The 20,480-nt window shown below is 26.7% G+C and carries 25 protein-coding genes and 1 tRNA gene; 12 read left to right on the top strand and 14 right to left on the bottom strand.

All coding sequences use genetic code 11. The features are described from left to right. Position 1: 1 nt before the first annotated feature. From ACZ5CK_RS08830 to ACZ5CK_RS08795, 8 genes are all read left to right on the top strand, one after another. The gene (locus ACZ5CK_RS08830) at positions 2-730 is read left to right on the top strand and encodes a LytR/AlgR family response regulator transcription factor (protein ID WP_464581450.1); all 729 of its coding nucleotides are present in this window, start codon (positions 2-4) and stop codon (positions 728-730) included. Between the two features lie 13 nt (positions 731-743). Then, the gene (locus tag ACZ5CK_RS08825) at positions 744-1,496 is read left to right on the top strand and encodes an ABC transporter ATP-binding protein (protein ID WP_464581449.1); all 753 of its coding nucleotides are present in this window, start codon (positions 744-746) and stop codon (positions 1,494-1,496) included. A 10-nt stretch (positions 1,497-1,506) separates the two neighbouring features. Next, positions 1,507-3,111, top strand: a complete 1,605-nt coding sequence (locus tag ACZ5CK_RS08820; RefSeq protein ID WP_464581448.1) for a hypothetical protein — start codon at positions 1,507-1,509, stop codon at positions 3,109-3,111. Between the two features lie 154 nt (positions 3,112-3,265). Further along, positions 3,266-3,808, top strand: coding sequence for an NUDIX domain-containing protein (locus ACZ5CK_RS08815; protein ID WP_464581447.1), 543 nt, complete (start codon positions 3,266-3,268; stop codon positions 3,806-3,808). Positions 3,809-3,856: 48 nt separating this feature from the next. Next, entirely contained in the window at positions 3,857-4,789 is a 933-nt protein-coding gene (locus ACZ5CK_RS08810; protein ID WP_464581446.1) for an AAA family ATPase, read from the top strand. 8 nt (positions 4,790-4,797) lie between these two features. Next, positions 4,798-6,042: a DUF58 domain-containing protein gene (locus ACZ5CK_RS08805; RefSeq protein WP_464581445.1), complete on the top strand. Its 1,245-nt coding sequence runs from the start codon at positions 4,798-4,800 to the stop codon at positions 6,040-6,042. A 15-nt stretch (positions 6,043-6,057) separates the two neighbouring features. Next, positions 6,058-7,422, top strand: a complete 1,365-nt coding sequence (locus tag ACZ5CK_RS08800) for a hypothetical protein (protein WP_464581444.1) — start codon at positions 6,058-6,060, stop codon at positions 7,420-7,422. Between the two features lie 174 nt (positions 7,423-7,596). Further along, complete coding sequence (locus ACZ5CK_RS08795; RefSeq protein ID WP_464581443.1) at positions 7,597-7,734, top strand: hypothetical protein; 138 nt, start codon at positions 7,597-7,599, stop codon at positions 7,732-7,734. 10 nt (positions 7,735-7,744) lie between these two features. Here the strand turns inward: ACZ5CK_RS08795 and ACZ5CK_RS08790 are convergent, their stop codons facing one another. Genes ACZ5CK_RS08790 through ACZ5CK_RS08780 form a run of 3 tightly spaced genes read right to left on the bottom strand, consistent with a single transcriptional unit; the run spans position 7,745 to position 8,765 of the window. Then, positions 7,745-8,065: a DUF190 domain-containing protein gene (locus ACZ5CK_RS08790; protein ID WP_464581442.1), complete on the bottom strand. Its 321-nt coding sequence runs from the start codon at positions 8,063-8,065 to the stop codon at positions 7,745-7,747. Next, on the bottom strand, positions 8,062-8,439 hold the full coding sequence (gene crcB / locus ACZ5CK_RS08785) for a fluoride efflux transporter CrcB (protein ID WP_464582987.1): 378 nt from the start codon (positions 8,437-8,439) through the stop codon (positions 8,062-8,064). Before crcB ends, ACZ5CK_RS08790 begins: the two co-directional genes overlap by 4 nt. 53 nt (positions 8,440-8,492) lie before the next feature. Further along, positions 8,493-8,765 (bottom strand): HU family DNA-binding protein, encoded by a 273-nt coding sequence (locus tag ACZ5CK_RS08780; protein ID WP_464581441.1) that lies wholly within the window; start codon positions 8,763-8,765, stop codon positions 8,493-8,495. A gap of 231 nt (positions 8,766-8,996) precedes the next feature. Here ACZ5CK_RS08780 and ACZ5CK_RS08775 point away from each other — a divergent pair. Further along, positions 8,997-9,073, top strand: a tRNA-Asp gene (locus ACZ5CK_RS08775). Positions 9,074-9,465: 392 nt separating this feature from the next. On the opposite strand, the gene ACZ5CK_RS08770 is transcribed toward ACZ5CK_RS08775, so the two are convergent. From ACZ5CK_RS08770 to secG, 4 genes are all read right to left on the bottom strand, one after another. Beyond that, complete coding sequence (locus ACZ5CK_RS08770; protein ID WP_464581440.1) at positions 9,466-11,016, bottom strand: hypothetical protein; 1,551 nt, start codon at positions 11,014-11,016, stop codon at positions 9,466-9,468. 119 nt (positions 11,017-11,135) lie between these two features. Beyond that, complete coding sequence (locus tag ACZ5CK_RS08765) at positions 11,136-12,161, bottom strand: S-layer homology domain-containing protein (RefSeq protein ID WP_464581439.1); 1,026 nt, start codon at positions 12,159-12,161, stop codon at positions 11,136-11,138. A gap of 83 nt (positions 12,162-12,244) precedes the next feature. Beyond that, a complete protein-coding gene (gene tyrS / locus ACZ5CK_RS08760) occupies positions 12,245-13,435 on the bottom strand; it encodes a tyrosine--tRNA ligase (protein WP_464581438.1) in 1,191 nt (396 codons plus the stop codon). 7 nt (positions 13,436-13,442) lie between these two features. Then, positions 13,443-13,682, bottom strand: coding sequence for a preprotein translocase subunit SecG (gene secG, locus ACZ5CK_RS08755; RefSeq protein WP_464581437.1), 240 nt, complete (start codon positions 13,680-13,682; stop codon positions 13,443-13,445). A gap of 196 nt (positions 13,683-13,878) precedes the next feature. Here secG and ACZ5CK_RS08750 point away from each other — a divergent pair, with 196 nt between their 5' ends. Further along, positions 13,879-14,094 (top strand): FmdB family zinc ribbon protein, encoded by a 216-nt coding sequence (locus ACZ5CK_RS08750; RefSeq protein ID WP_464581436.1) that lies wholly within the window; start codon positions 13,879-13,881, stop codon positions 14,092-14,094. Positions 14,095-14,136: 42 nt separating this feature from the next. Here the strand turns inward: ACZ5CK_RS08750 and ACZ5CK_RS08745 are convergent, their stop codons facing one another. From ACZ5CK_RS08745 to ACZ5CK_RS08735, 3 genes are all read right to left on the bottom strand, one after another. Next, on the bottom strand, positions 14,137-14,490 hold the full coding sequence (locus tag ACZ5CK_RS08745) for a S1 RNA-binding domain-containing protein (protein WP_072862417.1): 354 nt from the start codon (positions 14,488-14,490) through the stop codon (positions 14,137-14,139). A 69-nt stretch (positions 14,491-14,559) separates the two neighbouring features. Then, the gene (gene rpmE / locus ACZ5CK_RS08740; protein ID WP_165147155.1) at positions 14,560-14,775 is read right to left on the bottom strand and encodes a 50S ribosomal protein L31; all 216 of its coding nucleotides are present in this window, start codon (positions 14,773-14,775) and stop codon (positions 14,560-14,562) included. 105 nt (positions 14,776-14,880) lie between these two features. Then, positions 14,881-15,648, bottom strand: coding sequence for a metallophosphoesterase (locus ACZ5CK_RS08735; RefSeq protein ID WP_464581435.1), 768 nt, complete (start codon positions 15,646-15,648; stop codon positions 14,881-14,883). Between the two features lie 173 nt (positions 15,649-15,821). Between ACZ5CK_RS08735 and ACZ5CK_RS08730 the strand changes: the two genes are divergently transcribed. Continuing rightward, a complete protein-coding gene (locus tag ACZ5CK_RS08730) occupies positions 15,822-16,895 on the top strand; it encodes a tetratricopeptide repeat protein (RefSeq protein WP_464581434.1) in 1,074 nt (357 codons plus the stop codon). Beyond that, entirely contained in the window at positions 16,864-17,373 is a 510-nt protein-coding gene (locus ACZ5CK_RS08725; RefSeq protein ID WP_464581433.1) for a prepilin peptidase, read from the top strand. Before ACZ5CK_RS08730 ends, ACZ5CK_RS08725 begins: the two co-directional genes overlap by 32 nt. On the opposite strand, the gene ACZ5CK_RS08720 is transcribed toward ACZ5CK_RS08725, so the two are convergent. The 4 genes from ACZ5CK_RS08720 to disA are packed head-to-tail and all read right to left on the bottom strand — an operon-like array spanning position 17,308 to position 20,476. After that, positions 17,308-18,006 carry a pseudouridine synthase gene (locus tag ACZ5CK_RS08720; RefSeq protein ID WP_464581432.1) on the bottom strand — a complete coding sequence of 233 codons (699 nt, stop codon included), beginning with the start codon at positions 18,004-18,006 and terminating at the stop codon, positions 17,308-17,310. The genes ACZ5CK_RS08725 and ACZ5CK_RS08720 overlap by 66 nt on opposite strands. Further along, on the bottom strand, positions 17,990-18,931 hold the full coding sequence (locus ACZ5CK_RS08715; protein ID WP_464581431.1) for an ABC transporter ATP-binding protein: 942 nt from the start codon (positions 18,929-18,931) through the stop codon (positions 17,990-17,992). The genes ACZ5CK_RS08720 and ACZ5CK_RS08715 overlap by 17 nt, the downstream gene beginning before the upstream one ends. An 8-nt stretch (positions 18,932-18,939) precedes the next feature. Beyond that, positions 18,940-19,389, bottom strand: coding sequence for an SsrA-binding protein SmpB (gene smpB / locus ACZ5CK_RS08710; RefSeq protein ID WP_464581430.1), 450 nt, complete (start codon positions 19,387-19,389; stop codon positions 18,940-18,942). Next, positions 19,370-20,476, bottom strand: a complete 1,107-nt coding sequence (disA, locus tag ACZ5CK_RS08705) for a DNA integrity scanning diadenylate cyclase DisA (protein ID WP_464581429.1) — start codon at positions 20,474-20,476, stop codon at positions 19,370-19,372. Before disA ends, smpB begins: the two co-directional genes overlap by 20 nt. Positions 20,477-20,480: the final 4 nt, after the last annotated feature.

The following is a 20,480-nucleotide window of genomic DNA, read 5'->3' as shown; positions in this document are numbered from 1 at the left end:
TATGCTAATAAAAAGTATTATTGTTGAAGATGAGGAACATTCCTTAAATAGATTAAAAAAACTTTTAACTAATTTTGATTATATTCAATTAATTGGAGAAGCAAAATCAGGTAAAGAAGCAATTGATCTAATAGAACAAAATAAACCAGATTTAATATTTCTTGATATTAATTTACCAGAAAAAGATGGATTTGATATATTAAAGGAACTTTCTTATGAACCATTAGTGATTTTTGTCACTGCTTATCAAGAATATGCAATAAAAGCATTTGAAGAGAATGCTGTTGATTATTTATTAAAACCATTTGATTTAAAAAGATTAAAAATCTCTATTGAAAGAGTAATAGAAAGAAAACAAGTAATAAATAAATCTTTATTAGAAAAAATTAATCATAATAATTATTTAAGAAAATTCTCAGTAAAAGATAGGAGTATAATTTCAATTATCTCAGAGGAAGAAATATATTATTTTAAGGCAGAGGATAAATATGTCTTTTTATGCACTAAAAATGAAGAATATTATTATGATGATACATTAAAAAATTTGGAAGAATTTCTTGATCCAGAAAAATTTATAAGAATACATAAGAGTTATATAGTTTCTATAGAACATATAAAAAGGTTTAAAAAGTATTTTACACGTGATTATATTTTAGAATTAGATAATGGTGTGGAACTGAAAATAGGTAGAAGTTATTTGCATCATATAAAAGAAAAATTTAAATTTTAACGGGGGTGTTTTTGTGATTAAAGCTAAAAATTTAGTAAGAAAGTTTGGAGATTTTGTAGCGGTAAATAATGTAAATCTTGATATTAAAAAAGGTGAAATATATGGATTTTTAGGCCCAAATGGTGCTGGTAAAACAACAACTATAAGAATGCTTACGGGTACATTAAAACCTACCTCAGGAGAAATAGAAATATTAGGATTAAATATGAAAACCGATGAAATAAAAATAAAAGCGAACATAGGGGTAGTTCCCGATGAACCAAAGATGTATGAAAATCTAAAAGGTTCAGAATTTATTGAGTTTATTATGAATATATATGAGGTAGATAAAAAAGAAGCAAAAAATCGTCTTGATGAAATTTGTGAGGCCTTTGAAATAGATTATCTTGATTCATTTATAGGTGATTATTCTCATGGTATGAAACAAAAATTAATGGTTGCATCAGTTTTAATGAGAAAACCAAAAGTTATATTTTTAGATGAACCAACCGTTGGACTTGATGCAAAATCAGCAAAAATATTAAAAATGTTATTGGAGAAGTATTCAAAAGAAGGAGCAACAATATTTTTAACTACTCATATATTGGAAATTGCTGAAAAAATGTGCGATAGAATAGGTATTATTTCGGGTGGTAAATTAATAGCAGAAGGAACATTAGATGAATTAAAATCATTATCAAAAACGGATAAAAAACAATCACTTGAAGATTTATTCCTTGAGTTAACAGGTGCTGGAGAATTAGATGATATTATAAAAGAACTTTAGGGGTGATTTAATGAAAAGCAAAATATGGTTAATATTAAAATATTCATATCAAAATAAAGTAAGACCTAAAAAACGAAAAGATGGAACATACAAGAAATCTACTCCTTTTAGTGCATTAGCTGCATATTTAATTCCTGCAGTGGTTTTTGGAATATCTATTACTCCTTTTATTTATTTAATGTTTAAAGATTTAAATATACCATTATCTCAATTAGGAATAGATTTACCATGGACAATTTTAGACATAGTATTTTCAATGTGGTTCTTAATTATGGGATTTATGTTCTTTCTTAATTATTCACCAGCTATTGTTGCTAATTTATATGAAAGTGATATGACTAAAATATTGTTAGCTATGCCGTTAAAACGTTCTGATATTTATTTATCCAGTGCTATAGATAGTTTGGTAATGGCAGGACTACCTCTTGGAATGATGATACCTATTTTCTTCGTATATGGAATAATAGCTAAAACAAATTTGTTATTAGCAACAATTGCTGGAATAGGATATATATTATTTTTATTATTAATATCCAATCTTGGAGGAGTATTATTTTCAAAATTTCTAACTAAAACTTCTGCTAAAAGAATGACAATGATAATGTATTTTATAAGTATATTTTTATATGTAGGAATAACAAATATAATCCCAAGAATAATGGAAAATAATTCTATAAATCAAATAACAGAGTCATTAACTAAATTGTCTACATTGCTATTAAATTATGCATGGCCACATACATGGATAATTTTAATAATGAAAGGTAATATTATAGCATTAACCGTATTACTAGTAACAATAATTATACTTGGCTATATTGTATATAATATTTCTAATTCTTTAGAATTAAGTGTTTCTAGAAAAAAAGGTAAAAAGAAAAATAACGAAATTAATTTCAAATCGACAAAATTTCCAACTATTAAAAAAGATTTTAAATTATTGTTTAGAGATTCTCAAACATTTTTCCTTATACTATATCCCATCTTTTTACCGCTTATCTTTATATTTACAAATTCAGATGCAAATATTATGAGTTTAGTTTTTATAATGATAGCTACAATATACTCTGCCATGTTAGCAATATATTCAATAGCTTATGAAGGAAAAATATGGCCAATGCCAAAATTATTGCCTATTACAATGGGAAATATGATATTTTCAAAAATTATAGTTCCTATTCTAATTTTTTCAGCTGAATATATAGGTATTTCATTTTTAGCATTTTTTTTAGGAAAAGCAACATGGGTAATCTTTGTAACTATAATTCCAGTTATTATTTTAATAGTATATTCTTCAATACTAGGAGTTAGTATATATTTAAAAAATCCTAAAAGAGATTTATCCCAAAAAAATATAATAAAAGGAAAAGAAGTGATGTCACTCGAAGGAATAGTTATGGGATTTGGCTTTGGTATTTTTCTTCCTGGTAATTTATATATGCTTTCATTAAATAATATTCAAATGAAAAATAAGTTTATTGATTTTCTTTTTGATTCATCTATTTTATATCATTTAGTTGGTGGAGTTTTACCTATATTTTTATTAATTTTAGCTATATATTTGACCATTAAAGAAATAAATAAAGTAAAAGAAAGAATGTTGAAATGGGAGTGAAACAGTATTCTAAGCATTTTTTAAGGATATTAGGATATAATCTTATTACAACCCCTTAAAATAGATAAATAATAAATACCAAATTTAGCTCCCGTAAGGGAGCATTTTTTTATGATATAATTTAAATGTAAAATTTTTTGAAAGAAGGGAAGAAATGAAAAAAATAAGGGAAAAAATATTGTATGAAGGAAAATGGTTTAGATTTAAAGAAACAATATGTATTAATAAAGAAGGAAAAGAAATAAGATGGGAGAATTTTGAAAGAAAGAGTAAAATGAAAAAAGCAGTTATAATTATACCAAAATTAATCCCATCCAATAGATATGTGTTAATAAAACAATATAGAGCAGCTATTGATGATTATGTTATAGCATTTCCTGCAGGAATTTGTGATAATAATAATACTGAAGAAAATGTATTAAGAGAATTAAAAGAAGAAACAGGATATAATGGAAAGGTTAAGAGGTGTAGTCCATCATTATATGCTTTTCCAGCAGTTATTGACAGTACTGTAAAAATATGTGAAGTTGAAATTGACGAAAGTTTAAAAGAAAATAAGAATCCAGTACAAAATTTAGAGCCAGAAGAAGATATAGAAGTTGTGTTGAAAACAAAAGAAGAAATAATTAATATGTTTAATAATTGCAAATATAAAATTAGTGCGGCATTGTGGTACGCATTTGGAGTTAATTTATAAAATCCATAATTTAATAAAACAAATTACAAATTTAGAAAGGGGTGTATTATGGTTACAGCGGAATTGTCTAAGAAGATTGTAGATAATGTAGGGATGGTTATTAAGGGGAAAGAGGAGCAAATAAAAATGGTTTTAGCTGTTTTTTATTCCAATGGTCATGTTTTACTTGAAGATGTTCCGGGAACTGGCAAGACGATGCTTGCTCGAGCTTTAGCAAAATCTTTTGATTTAGATTTTAAAAGGGTTCAATTTACACCAGACTTGTTACCAAATGATTTAATAGGATTATACATATTCGATAAAAATAAAAACGAATTTATCTTAAAAAAGGGTCCAATATTTACCAATATATTGTTAGGAGATGAAATAAATAGAGCTACACCAAGAACTCAGTCAGCATTATTAGAATCATTGGCAGAAAACCAGGTATCAATTGATGGTATAACGCATAAACTGGATAATAATTTCTTTGTAATAGCAACACAAAATCCTATTGAATATGAAGGTACATTTCCTCTTCCAGAAGCACAATTAGATAGATTTATGATTAGAATTAGTCTTGGTTATCCTGATATTGAAAATGAAATTAATATGTTAAATTCACAGGAGAAAGAACATCCTATTAATAATATAAGTAGTATTTCAAACTATAGTGAAATAGAAAAAATAAAAAAAGAAATTATAAATGTTCATGTATCAGATGAGATTAAGAAATATATTGTGGATATAGTAAATAGAACAAGAAATCATAAAGATATAAAAGTAGGCGCTAGTCCTAGAGGTTCAATAGCTTTAATGCAATTGTCAAGAAGCATTGCTGCTATTGAAGGAAGAGATTTTGTCATTCCTGATGATGTAAAAAAAATTGCAAAATATACACTTGCACATAGAATAATATTAAAAGCAGAAGCAAAGATAAAAAAAGTATCCACATATAAATTAATAGATGAGATTCTTGATGAAGTTAAAGTAATAAAGTAGATGATAGTATGAAATACAAAGTTAAAAACTTGATATTAATGACAATAATATCAATTTTATTTAATATATTTTATTTTAGCAATTATACAATATTGCTATTTGTTTTAATTGGAGTTGGATGGTATGAATTTTTTCAAAAGAAAAAAGTATTTGAAAATTTAGAAATAAATTATGATTTGGAATATGAAAAATGCTTTATTGAAGAAGAGGTGGAATATAGATTATATATAGAAAATAAATCAGATGAAGAGATTTTTATTACAGTTTCACCATCTAATTTATTAAGTAGATTAAAACCTCCGTTTCAAAAGATAAAATTACTAGCAAATGAGAAAAAGAAATTAGTATTTATAACGTCTTTTGGAACTCGTGGAATAAAAGAAATAGGTTATATAAGTGTTAATTATAAAACCCCATTGGGATTTGAATTTTGGAAAACAAAAAAGGTGGAAAAAACTATAGAAGTATTGCCAGAATTTATTTATTCTGAATTTAATAAAGAAAGTTTAAAAAAATTACTTCCTGGCCAAAAATCTAATATTCGTGTATTAGAGGATGTAACCTATGTTGAAAATATTGATGAATATAATAATGAACCTATGAACAGAATAAATTGGAAGGTTTCAGCTAAATACGATAAACTAATGGTAAAAAAATATTCTCATACATCTACAGGTAAAATATATATGTTTGTAGATTTAAATCTACCTGATGGAATTCCTAAAAATAATATATTTTGGAAAAATGAAAGAAAAATATATGAAGAATATGCTTTAAAAGCAGCAGCCAGCATTATAAAATATCAAAAAGAAAAACATGAAGATGTAAATTTAGTAGTAATTGGAGAAAAAGTAGTAAAGCATTCATCGAATGATTGGATCGAATATTGTGATATTTTATCCAGTATTTCTGGAACAAATAATCCTAAATATAATTTAGAAGAAATTTTAAAAGAAAATATGCCATATTTTACATATGAAGATACAGTTATAATAATTTCTATACATTTAACGGACGAAATAATTCCAGATCTTATAAAATTAAGGGCAAAAGTTTCAAAGGTTATAGTATTAATAATGCCATATGGATTTAGAATTGAAACTGAAGGTAAACTAGATATAAAAGAGCATGATATGTTTAGAGTTGAAGCGATAGATCTTGAAAAAAAGGCTATTTTATTAGAAGAAAACCACATAATAGTAAGATTAGTATCTCCAAATAGTTCCTTGACAGAAGTATTTGAAACAATATAAATGGAGGGGATTTCATTGAAAAAACAAAGGACATTATATTTATTTTCATTATTTTTAACCTTTGTTCCATTTAATATACATTCTGGAATAATAACATTATTGCTGGGAATATTATTTTCTTTTTTGTTTATTAGAATAAGAAAATTTGGAATGCCATATTATATTGCATTTTTATCTTTAGCAGGTATATTTGCATTTGATTTTTTTATTTTAAATTTAGTAGGTTCTAAAAATTTGTTATATAGTTTTAATCTGATAGCTATTGTAGTACTTTCTTATTTTCTTCCACTTGAATCAAAAGATATTATTAAATATACTTTCATATTTTTAATTTCCATAATTTTATTAAGGAATTTTATAAATCCAATATTTCCACTTATTACTTTTATTATTTCTCTTATTGAGTTATTTAAAGATCAAAAGAATAAAAAATTAATTATTGCTGTTTTTTCAATATCTATAATATTTAGTGTGTGGAATTTTAATACATATTATAATCCTTTTAAAGAATTACAATTTTCTCCAGACACTCAATTATTAAATGAGAAGAAGATAGAAAGCAAGAAAGTAACTAGTCAAAATAAAACCTTAGAAAAAATCCCAAAAGAAATAGAAAAAAATAAAAGTAAATTTATAGGAAATATTACAGTAAAAGAAAAAAGGATGATTAAAAAAAATAACAATATTGTTGATACTATAGTTTTAATAAATATTATTATAGGAGGAATAATAAGTATTATTACAGCCGTAATCACATGGAGATTATTTACAAAAAAAGAAAAGAAAAAAATAATAATATCATTAGTAGTTTTCTTTTCTGCATGGATATTAATTGCAACAGGTGTTGCATATATGAATAGAGGAAGACCACCTATGGTTGATAAAGGGCCATTATCTATAAATGATACTCCAAACAAATCAATAGACGCGTTATCCTCAGATAAAATATTAGAAACTTTTAGAGAAATAGCAAATTCACCAAGAACAGCTTATATTAAATTATATCAAGAAATAAAATGGATATTATTTATAGTATCAAGTTTATTTGGGATTACCGTTATAATATTCATCAAAAAGTTTTTTGCTAATCAAGAGAAAGATAAAGAAGAGGTAGAAAAATTTTCTATTGAGAAATTTGAACATGAAGACATTCCATATTTAATAGAAGAAGGATATAAATATATAAGAAAAAGATTTTTTAAAGTATTTTCTCATTTAACACCATATGAATTATTAAAGGAAATAGATTATCCAAAGGAATTTGAACTATTAACGGATTTATTTGTTTTAAAGGAATATGGAGAAAAAGATTATAAACACACTAAGGAGGAAATAAAATCTATAATAAATAAGTGTATAGAGTTCTTTAAAAATAATTAAGAACCAAAGAATATATTAAGCTGGAATTAAAAAGTTATTTCCCTATCCCTTTGATATTATTAAAGTTAATGAAAGAGAAAAAATAAATGTTAAATAACATAATAGTTCGGATACCGAATTGTATAAATTAAAAGCTATAATGTTATTGAAAATCATTATAGGGGAGGGAGAAAAATGAGAATAATAAGAAATTTTTTAAACAAGAAATTAGGATATATGGAGAGTAAAGTTTCAGAAAATGAGATTGATAACTTAGTAGAAAATTTTAAAGAAGAGGCATTGGAAATATATATGAGTAATAATATAATGTAAGAAGCCCAAATTAAAGGGCTTCTTTTTCTATCCTAACTGTGCTTACATCCCAATACACAGCAAGACCATCAAAATTACATTTTTTAATTTCTTCTATTAACTTTCTGATCTTCTCCTTTTCATCAATAACTTCTATTATAATAGGTAAATCTTCACTCAAAGTAAAAAAATCAGCTCTATGAACATGATGTTTTTCACCAAAACCCATAAATCCTTTTAATACAGTAACTCCTTTTAATCCATGATCATAACATAATTTAACTATATGTTTGTAAGCAGGCTCATGTCCACAGTGATCACTTTCACCTAAATAAATTCTTAAAAAATTCATGATCCCATCCTCCCTAATGAGTATCCCAAAAATGCAAAAATTAATCCCAATACAATACTTAATGATAAATATAGAATAGAATATAGACTAAAAGATTCTTCATTTAAAATGATGGTTTCATATATGAGTGTAGAAAAAGTAGTAAAAGAACCTATAAATCCAGTTGTAAAAAAAAGCATAAAGTTTTTTGGGAGTTCAAGTTTATATATACTAAGTGACATTAAATAACTTAATATAAATGCTCCTAAAATATTAACGAATAAAGTACCATAAGGCATGTTTGTAAGTGGAAAGAGAGAGTTTATATATTTTGATACTAAATACCTTGAAATTGCTCCTAAAAATCCTCCTAGACCTATATATATTAGAATCATAATCAATAACAACCTCCATTAAATTTAAACGGAGCCTAAGGGCTCCGTTTAAATTATTTTACTTTTGCTTTTAATTCTTTACCAGCTTTGAATTTAGGAACTTTTCCACCAGGGATTTCAATAGCTTCTTTAGTTTGTGGGTTAACACCTTTTCTTGGTTTTCTTTCTACAACTTCAAATGTTCCAAAACCAACAATTTTAACGCTTTCACCTTTACCCAAAGCATCTGAAACAACATCAACAAAAGAATCAACAAATAAAGCAGCTTCTTTTTTTGTAACATTAACTTTTTCGGCTAATGCGCTAACGAGTTCTTTCTTGTTCATACATGCACCCCCTATATATTGATATAAACGTATTTCAAAGGAATTTTACCACATTTTTTTCTTAAAATCAAGTAGTAATGTAAATTTTAGAGATTTTAAGTATGTAAAAATTCTTAATTCATATTCAATTCTATTATTTTTTAAAATAATACTAAAAAACACGTCACTATTTAGAAACCACTTAGGACTGGAAATGTAATAATTCTTTTGGTAAAATATATTCGGTCAGTTGGGGACGTGGTGCAGTTGGTTAGCATGCCGGTCTGTCACACCGGTGGCCGCGGGTTCGAGTCCCGTCGTCCCCGCCAAAAAAACTCCTGGATTTTTTTCCGGGAGTTTTTTTATTTATGAAAACAACTCTATTATATAGAGAGAAATCGGAGAATAGGTAAAATATTTCCAAAAAAATAATATAACGAATATTTGAAAAATTCAGAAAAAATATGAGTGAAATCAGTTATATTATTTGAATTCAAAAATAAAACAAATGAAAGCTCGAAATTTATTTTATAATTTTTGAGCTTTTTTCAGATTAGTAATCGAGCGTTTGAATGAATTTTATTTTTATTACAATATTGAATTAGAATTTTGCATATTATTGAATATTATTCTTAAAAATATTTGTATTAAATTGTTAGGAATTATATATTATATAAAAAATCCCGGCATAAGGCCGGGATTATATTATTAGTAATCCAATTTAGAAGCTTATAGAACCTTTTACATATGCATTCCAATATAATGCTTTTCTTCCGAATGCAGCATTACTTAAGTGGAAGCCGGTTGTCACATTATCAGTATATGCATATGTTACATCTACTGAGTATAAGAAGTCAGCTGGTTTATTAAATGTTTCTTCAAAGTAATTTCCATCGTTGTCAGTATCATTGAAGTTCTTTAAAGATAAATCTACAGCAACTTTGTCCATAGGCTTAACTTCAACTGAAGCCATATAACCTAAGTTATTTGTAGCATCTTTTGTAGCTGCGTGTAATTTATACCATGTATCAAATGATACTGAAACCATATCTGTTTTATAGCCAGCATTTGCGTGAACATCTACAGCGTATTCATCAGAAACTTTATCTAATGCAACTGAACCTAATGTAACATCATAACCAGCTGAAACAGCATCAAATGTAGTAGAACCAGAAACTTTTGCTGATAAATTAAATGGAGAAGCAACTTCTGTTCCATTAACTTTAGTAACTGTTAAATATTCTAAGTTAAATAAGTTATGCACTTTATTTGAGTATGTGACAGCATATGTATAAGACATATCTCCAGGAAGTGGTAATGTAACAGTATCTGTTAATTTTAGGTTACCTGCTACACCGAAATCAGCAGCTAAATTAGCACCAAATGCAACTTGTGTAGCGTCTGAAACTGGTTTAATAAATACAGGAACTAATTCAGCTTTAGCAAAATCATATGAAACATGTGGAGTTACTGTAAATAAACCAGCTTCAAAATCTTTAGAATAAGAACCTTTAACCATATAAGTCAAGGAACCGTCATGAGATAATACTAAAATATCAGAACTCAAACCTTCTAAAGCTTCTTTTGCTGTTGTTTCAAAAGAAACTGCAAAACCTGTTTCTGTTGCAGAGCCTGTTACTGCCACTCTTGTATCTGTTGCAGCCCATCCAGCAGCTGTTACATTAACATCAAACATAGAAACAGATAAATCTTTTTTAGCAGCAAATAAATCACCATTTAGTAAAATTGGTTTATCAGAAGATGTTGCATCCACATCAACATCATAACCAGAAGTTAAGTCAACATATAATAAATCTAATCCTAAATCTTTTAATGTTACTAATGCATGATGTGCTCCTACTGCAGGTAAATCTAAAGCACCATCACCATCAGCATCTTCGTTGTATAAAATATATGTTGAATATTCTGCGATTCCACTGTTGTTAAAAACAGCTTTTAATAAATCATCTTCTAGAGTAAAACTTACAATAGAAGGAACTGTATTCGATGTTAAATCACCGCTTAACACTACTGATAAAGCACCTTCATCTTTTGAACCAAAACTTGCACTATAATTCCATGAAAAATTAGTAACCATGGATAATCCATTTGCGAAGTTTAAATCTAAACCATTTTCATCAAACCCTAATTCGAAACTAACGCTACCTTTAAAAACTGGGTTAGTAACTGATAATGTTGCTGGCACTTCTGTAGCCGCAAACGCAGATACCAATAAAGCTAATGCCATGACTAAAGCAAAAATCTTCTTCATTCAAACAACCTCCTTAAATATAGTTTAATTTTAATTTGTAATAAACTGTAATTATTCTATCATATTTGTAAATAAATGTCAAGAGTTTTTAACGTTAAATTAATTAATCAAGTGATATATTATTTTTTTACAAAAGGAATAACCACTGCAACAACTGCTAAAGCAATACCAACCATTGCTAATGTATTAGCTTTTTTAGCTGATGCATCAACTGTATTTAATTTTTCTTCGTTAGCTGCAACTTTTCCTTCAACGTTTGTTACTCTATCAGATAAATCATTAGCTAAATATTGAACTTTTAATAAGTCGCTAGGAACATTGGATAATTGTGAAGATAAACTATCTAATTGATCTTGAAGATCTAACATATCTTCTGAAACCATATCTGCATTATTAAATGCTCTATATGCAACCTTTTTAAGAGTATCTAATTCATTATTAGCTTTTTTTAAATCTTTCGATAAACTATCAACAGCAGCCTTGTCAGCTTTTTGATTTATCATAGCTTTTAATGCATCGTGTTCTTTAGCGTTTACTCCAGCTAAATTATCTAAATCTGATTTTACTGTATCTAATTCATCCCATAAACCATCAATATTTTCTGTATTAACTGAAACATCATCTTTAAGTGCTAATAATGAATTCAATTTATCAGATAAGTCTAACACAGTATATTTTAGTTCTAAATAATTTCTTGAGCTACTGGTTTTTAAAGAATTCAAATCATTTTCTAAAGCATTTACTTTCTTTGATAAATTGATTAAAACATTTTGATTTGCTGTAACAGCTGATTCTACCGCACCTAATTTTACATTCAAAGCTTTGTTGTCTTCCATAGCCTTTGATTCTACTGAAGCTAATTTTTCTTCAAACATTTTCATAACAGTTTCTACTCTTTTAATATCTTCAGCTTTTGCTAATACTGGGTCATTTTCAATATAAGTTAATGTATCTGATAATAATACTGCAACTTCAGCTTTTGTTAAAACAATATCAGGATTAAAATTATCTTCCATAGGAAGAATACCTCTATTTGCTAAATCCATAACATAATCATATGCCCAATGATCTTTTGGAACGTCTTTAAATGCAAATGAAAATACTCCAATAAGAACTAATGCCAATACTAAAAGTGTTTTACGCATACGCTCTACCCCCTCTTTTAAATTTTGATTTTTTGTTATTAAAACGCACTAACTATATTATACTATAAAAATTGCAAAAATCATTAATCTAATTTTAGTTTAAAAAATCTTCTTTTACCAATTCTTAGCACTTCATCGCCTTTAATTTCTAATAATTGGAAAGGATCATTGATTTTGACATCATTAATCTTGACTGCACCTTGATTTATAAGCCTTTTTGCTTCGCTTTTACTAGAAACAGAGTTAGTTTTCATTAATAAGTCAACAGCTGATATAGACTTATTTACTTTTATCTCTTCCATTTCATCTGGAATGTCTTTTTTCTGAAATACTTTAACAAATTCATTTTGAGCATATTCAGCCTTTTCTTTTCCGTGGAAAAACTTAACTATTTCAAAAGCGAGAATCATTTTTATATCTCTTGGATTTATAGAATTGTTTTTCATTTTTTCTCCATACTCTTTTATTTTATCCTCTGGTATATCGGTTGCTAATCTCATATACTTTAATATCAATGTATCTGGAATTGACATAACTTTCCCGTACATGTCAAAAGGTTCATCTTCAAAAGCTATATAATTATCGAAAGATTTGCTCATCTTTAAATTTCCATCAGTTCCTTCAATAATAGGCATTGTCAAAACGATTTGAGGTTTTTGACCATAAGCTTCTTGAATTTTTCTTCCAACCAATAAGTTAAAAAGTTGGTCTGTTCCACCAATTTCAACATCAGATTGTACCATCACAGAATCATATGCTTGAGCTAATGGATACATAAATTCAGAAACACTAATAGGTTCGTTATTTGCTAATCTTTTCGCAAAATCATCTCTTTCAAGCATTCTGGCTACTGTATAGTTAGAAGATAATTTTACCACATCATAAAAAGTTAATTTATCTAACCATTCGCCATTAAATCTTATCTCAGTTTTTTCTGGGTCTAAAATTTTAAAAGCTTGTTTTTTATATGATTCCGCATTTTTTACAACTTCTTCTTTTGTAAGCATTGGTCTCGTTTTTGAACGACCAGATGGATCACCAATTCTTGCAGTAAAATCGCCTATGATTAAAACTACTTGGTGACCTAAGTCTTGAAATTCTCTTAATTTTTTTAACACAACAGCATGACCCAAATGCAAATCTGGTCGTGATGGATCAACACCTAACTTTACTCTTAATTTTTTTTGAGATTTTAATCTTTCTTTTAATTCTTCTTCGGAAATTAGATCAATAGCATTTCTTTTTATTATTTCAAATTGTTTTTCAAGATCCACTATTTAATCACCTCGCAAGAAGTGCTGCTACGACGAAGCAAGATATCATAAATAATACTCCTGTCCATAGAGCCATTTTTGCTGCAGGGTCAAAACCTTTTTCTCTACCGAACATTGTGTGTGCTGCTCCTGAGCCAAAAGCCCCACCTAATTCTGCATTTTTTTGCATTCTTTGCAAAGCAAAATAAATTAAGGCTATGGATAGAATTACATGAACTATAACGGCTAATATTGTTAAAATTGACACTTCATCTGCCTCCTTTTTTCTTAATCTAATTCTGTCTCAAAAAATATTATACACTAAAACTTTTTATAATTCAAGTAAAAAATGATTTTAATAGAAAATAAACAAATATGTTTTTATGAAATTAAATTATATGAAAAGGATTTTAAATATAATATTGTTAAAATCTAAAGGAAAGAAAATGATGGGAGGTGTTTAAATGCCTATATATAGATATGTTTGTGATAATTGTGGACATGAATTTACAGTAATGCATGGAATGAATGAAACACCTGAAATTTTTTGTGAAAAATGTGGAAGCCCTGCAAGGAAAGGTATAGGAAGAGTTGGTATATCATTTAAGGGTAGTGGTTTTTATATAAATGATTCAAAATCTTCTAACAATACAACAACATCAACTGAAAATAAAAAATAAGGCGGTTTAACCGCCTTATATCCCCCAAAACATTATTAAAACTTATCTCTTCCCCTTGCCACCTCTTTTCTTATCGAGTCTTTTAGAATACTCGGATAACTTCCTGTCGCTGTCTCTGAGGAATCTAGTGAGTTTTTTTTCAAATTCATCGTCTTTCTTTTCCTCTTTGACATCTTCGGTTTTTAAGGAGAGCTCAACCTTTCCATCTTTTGTTTTTCCTATGATTTTTCCTTCGAGTTCCTGACCAACTTTTAAAAAGTCAGAAATGTTTTTTACATAGTCATTTGAAATCTTTGAAATGTGAATAAAACCCTCTTCACCAGATTCTAGTGTAACAAAAGCTCCGAATTTTTTAATGTCTTTTACCGTTACTTTCACAGTTTCGCCAAATGCCATACTTTTAGCCACAAATACTACCTCCATAAAATAATTTATATATAACAATATGGGAGGCTATCCTCCCACTTATGAGTTGAGAAATTTTGCATATTTGTTCTTGAATTTTTGAACTCTACCTTCAGTATCGATAATTTGAGAACTTGTTTCACCTAAAAAGAATGGGTGACATTTTGAACAAACATCAACACGAAAGTTGTCTTCTGTACTGTACATCTGGTGCTCAGCGCCGCAAGCACATTTTACAGTGATGAGCTTCATTTCTGGGTGGATTCCCTTTTTCATGTTTTTCACCTCTATATTATAATATTTTTGTCTGACAAATTATAACATATTCTTTTTTCATAGTCAAGGATGAATTTATATTTTAATAAACAATTATATTAAAATTTAATTATGCGATATAGTGATAATTAGAATTTCCGGTGGTGAAAAAAGACGAATATTATACCATGATCCTAATCCTCTATTAATATACATAATTTTATTTTTATCTAAAATTTTTTTACCTCTAAGATAAAAAGCATATTTTTTTATTAATTGTTCTGTTAAGAAAGGTATATATACTTGACCACCGTGTGTATGGCCAGCCAAGATAAGATTTGCTTGATCAAAAATTTCTTTATTATAATAAATTGTATCTGGAATATGTTCTAGAACTATGGTATAACTTGCAGATGTAGTATCAATATATGAAATTTTTTTATATATAGGTAATCCGATAAGCTTTAAAGAAAAGTTGTCAAAATATAAGCTTATTGAATTATCATTGATTAAATGTATATTATTAGCATTATATACATCGTTAACCATTTTAAGATTATAATAGTCCCAGTTGCCATATATAGCATATACTGGGGCAATTTGGCTTAATTTATTAAAAAATTTATTTAAACTATCTTTATCAGTATTTTTTATTATAGAATCTCCAGTGTATAAAATTATGTCAGGTTTTTCTTTCTTTATATTTTCTAATATTTTATCGTGAAAAAAAATATATTTATAGATGTGTAGATCCGAAATATCGATTATTTTTATAGGTTTTTCAATGTTTTCATTTATTTTTAAATAGGTTTTTTTTATAGAAAAAGGTTCTATAAAAAAAGCATATATAAGAATAAAAATAATTATATATAATAGTATAAATTTTTTTTTCATAAAGACTCCTTTCAGAATAATATTATTGTAATGATTGGATTTATTATAATAATTATAAATATTTGTGTCTTATATTATATTATATCAGGCTATCAATATTTATAACATTTATTATTTTATGTAAAAAATGATAAAATAAAATTACAAGAATATTAATATAAAGAGGTGGGATTATGGAAATAGTGGCATTATTAAATATAAACGGTGAAAAAATTGAAATAAATACAAATACTGTATTTCCTATTATTTTATCAGATGTTATGTATGAGGGTGATTTAGATCTAATGATGGCAGATTTGAAATCAAAAGATAAGCTGATGTTGGAATCAAAAAAAATAAAATTTTTATCAGAAAATATACCAGGTATTGCATCAAATTTTGTCACTAAACCATTTATTTTTTCAGAATTTTTAGGTTATTTAGATGAATTTGAATTAACTCCATCAGATTTTAATCATGCAACTTTAAATGAATTATATGACATCATTCTCGATTATGCAGATCATCATAATTTTTCTGAATTAAAGAAAATTGTTAAATTTATGATTGAAATAGATCCAAATTATACACCAGCTTATGAGATTTTAGGTTCAGTTTTGGTAGAAGAAGGTAATTTTGAAGAAGGGAAAAAATATTTGGAAATGGCTGTAAAGCAAGACCCATGGAACATAGCAGCTTTATCAGAATTAGGAGAAGTATATTTTAATCTTGGAGAATTTGAAAAAGCAGCAGAAATCTGGGGAAAAGAAGTTGAGTTAATGCCAGAGAATACTGTAACTTATTTTATGATTGCAGATGCATATAGACAAGCAAAAAATTATAAAAAGGCTGCAAGAATATTAGAAAAATTTTTGAATAAATATCCAAAAAGTATTTTAGCAAAGTATGAATTAATAGAAATATATAAAAAATTAGAAAGAAATATAGAAGCTCAAGAAATGGAGGAAGATATTTCAAATGCACAACCAGAATATGTAAGCGATGTGGAAATTTGGGCAAAAATAATGTTCCAAAATGGTAAATATGATAAGGTTGAGAAATTTATTAATAAATTTTTAGATAAAAATACAAATTATGAACACTTTAGAATTTTATTAACGGTGCCATTTATAAAATCTGGAAAAAAGGATAAAGCAAAATCATTGATTAGTGAAATGAAGGAGAAATATCCGTGGTATTATTATGGAGTAAAAAATATATTTGACGAAATTTTAGATGATGAAGAAAAAGTTTTTCTTGAAAATTAATGAAGATTTTCAGTTATTTAAAAAAGCGATTTTAAAAGATAATAAAATAATACTCCCGATTTTATCGGGAGTTATTTTTGTTGGTATTTTCGGAAATTTAAATATTTTAATAATAATAAGTGCATTAATAGCTTTTGTGGATTTTAATACGTTTTATATACCTGATATATTAAATTATTTAATAATAATATATGGGTTAATCAACTTTAATTTATATTATTCTATTTTAGCAATAATTTTAGGTATTATATTATACATATATTTTAAAAAGGAAAAAATAGGTTTTGGAGATTTAAAACTTATTTTTGGATTAACATTAATTTTTGGAACCAAAATTTTTGAAATTATTATATTTTCAATTTTAACAACTTTTATATTTGATAGGAGAAAAAGAATTCCTTTAGGATTTTATTTATATTGGGGAGTTATTATCGAAAATATTTGGTTTTTCAATTTCCATCCATTTACCTTCTTTTAAACCATCTGGAAGATATAAATTTCCTATCGCTATTCTTTTTAAATCTACAACTTCTAAATTTACAGCTCTCATCATTCTTTTTACTTGGTGATATTTTCCTTCTGAGATTTTTATAGTGATTAAATTGTTTTCAATTTTTTCTACTATTGCCGGTTTTGTTATAAAGTCTTTTAATTGAATTCCACTTTCCAACTTTTTGATTTTATCTTGAGTAATGTTTCCATTTACTTTAACTTCATATGTTTTATAAATATTTTTTTTGGGAGAAATAATTTTATGTATCATATCACCATCATTAGTTAAAAATAATAATCCATGTGCATCTTTATCTAATCTTCCAGCAATGCTTAATTCATCTCTATATTTATGATTAATTAATTGTAAAATATATTTATCGTGAGAATCATAGGTTGAAGATAAATATCCAACGGGTTTGTTAATAATAATATATATTAACTTATGTTTTTCAATAATATTTCCATTCATTTCTACAATATCAGTATCTTTTAATTTGAAGTCGCTTTTTTTAATGACATTTCCATTTACTTTAATAAGCCCTTTTCTAATTAATTTTTTTACTTCATTGCGAGTACCAACTTTTGCATTTGCTAAAAATTTATCCAACCTTTCCATAATCTCTTCCTCTAATAATATATGAATATACATCTTCTAATGATATTTTCATCATTCTATAGTCATATTCAATATCATATTTATTGATTAAATTGATAAAATCCTTTTCTTTTAATGGGGTTTCAATAATAGCTGTAGTTGATGAAATAATTTTTAATCCAGTTATATTATCCTCTTCTTTTATTTTTTCTAATTTCGATAAATAATTAGTATTTTTAAGTTCTATTTCATATATGGATAGTTTCTCTTCAAAATTTTTCATAATATTAGTAATTTTATCGTGAGCGACGATAGACCCATTAACCAAAATAGCTATTTCAGAGGCTATTTGCTCCACTTCCCACATATAATGAGAAGAAATTAAAATCGTTTTATTGTTTTTTAAATTTTGGTCAAGAATATATTCCCTGATAAATCTTGAAGTTTCAACATCAATAGCAATTGTAGGCTCATCCAATAATAGTAATTTTGGATCTTTAATTAATGAACGAGCAATATTTAATTTTTGTTTATTACCAGAAGATAAATTTTTGGTAAGCCTATATTTGTATTGTGATAATCCAAAATCTTCTAATAGTGATAAGGCTCTAGATTTTAAATTATCTTTTACATTGCTTATTTTTCCAAATAATATTAGATTTTCATATGGGGTTAATTCATCTTCTAAAACAGTATAATCTGATACAAGGCTGATAAATTTTCTAACTTTATGTTTTTCTTTAACAACGTCTATGCCGAAAGATTTTACTTCGCCAGAAGAAGGTAAAATAAGTGTAGATACTATTTTCATTAAAGTGGACTTTCCTGCACCATTTGGTCCAAGAAGTCCTACTATTTTATTTTCTTCTATGGCAAAATCAATATTCTTAATAGCTACAACATCTTTGAATTTTCTAGTAACATTTTTCATTTCAATTGCTTTCATAATACACCTCACATATCATACTTAAGGCTTTTTTTTATTCGCCTTTCTAAATCTCGTTTAGCTAAATCTTCTCTTTTATCATATAATTTTTTACCTTTAACTAAAGCTATTTCAACCTTAACTAAACCTTTTTCATTAAAATACATTTTTAAGGGAACAATTGTTAATCCTTTTTCTTTAACTTTTTGATCTAATTTTAAAATCTCATATTTATGCATTAATAGTTTTCTTGGTCTTTCAGGATCGTGATTGAATAATGATGCGTTTTTATATTGGTTAATATGAGCATTGTATAGAAAAATTTCACCATTTTCTATTTTACAAAAAGCATCTTTCAAATTTATTCTGCCTTCTCGAAGAGACTTTACTTCAGAACCTCTTAATTCAATACCTGCTTCATATTTTTCTAAAATATGGTATTGATAAGTAGCATGTTTATTATTCGTTATAATTTTCATTAAATTTCCCCCATTCAGAAGAGATTTTTTCAGAAAATTCACTTTTTCTCTTAATTGCTCTATTAATTCTTTCTGCTCTCTTTTTCCCTATACCTGGAACGTTAATTAATTCGTCAATATTTGCCTTCATTAATGTATCTAAATTTTTAAAGGTTTCTACAACGTTTCTTACAGTAATAGATGGGATTCTGGTTGAGTATAGTAATCTAAATCCTCTTGGTGTAACAAAGAATTCTTCCAAATCATTTTCTGTTTCTATTTCATACCCCAATTTTTGAGCAATTATTTTCATATTTAAAAAATCTTCTGTTTTTAATCCTTCGAATAATTTTAGCGAATCTTGTGGATATTGAAAGTCAAGTAGATCTTTTGAATAATCCATTATTAAAGCTCCCAAATAACGTGGAGTTATTCTATATATTTCATTAATTTCTAACCTTGAACTTTCCGCAGCTTCTCCCAATTCTAAAAGATAATTTTCAGCTTTTGCAGCAACTTTTAAGGTCATAAAACCTTTAGATATAGCTTCGACTACGTTAGATAAAATAACTCTATTTTCCATTTCTGAAATGTTAATTTCTGAAAGTAATTCAAAAAAGCTTTGTTTATAGCGTTGAGCAACTGCAATTTCTTGGTTAAGACGTGGTAAAATAATTATTTCTGGGAATAATACTTTACTTTCAGAACCTTTATAAATTGAAACTTGGTTTCTTCTTTTGGAAACAGCTATAAGAGTTTCATTTGTTTGTTTAGCCATTCTTTCTGCTGTTCTATGTCTCATCCCCGTTTGAAAACTAGGGATATCACTGGAAGGGTTTAATTGTGCATTTGCATATAAAATTTTTGTTGCATCTTTATTTAAAACAATGGCTCCATCCATCTTAGCTAATTCATATAGTCTTTCAGGTTCAAAATCTATATCAATAACAAAACCTAATTGTATTAGTCCATTTTTTAAATGTTCTTCAGCATTATCTGTTAAAAAAATTAGAGCACCTAAATTAGCTGAAATTATTAAATCAATACCATTTCTGAGTTTTTTGCCTGGGGCTAAAGAACTTAAAATTTCTAAAAAGCAATCTTTCATTTAC

Source organism: Marinitoga okinawensis (assembly GCF_055387075.1).
The sequence above is the reverse complement of the archived record's forward strand: the minus strand, read 5'-3'. Positions and strand labels throughout refer to the sequence as shown.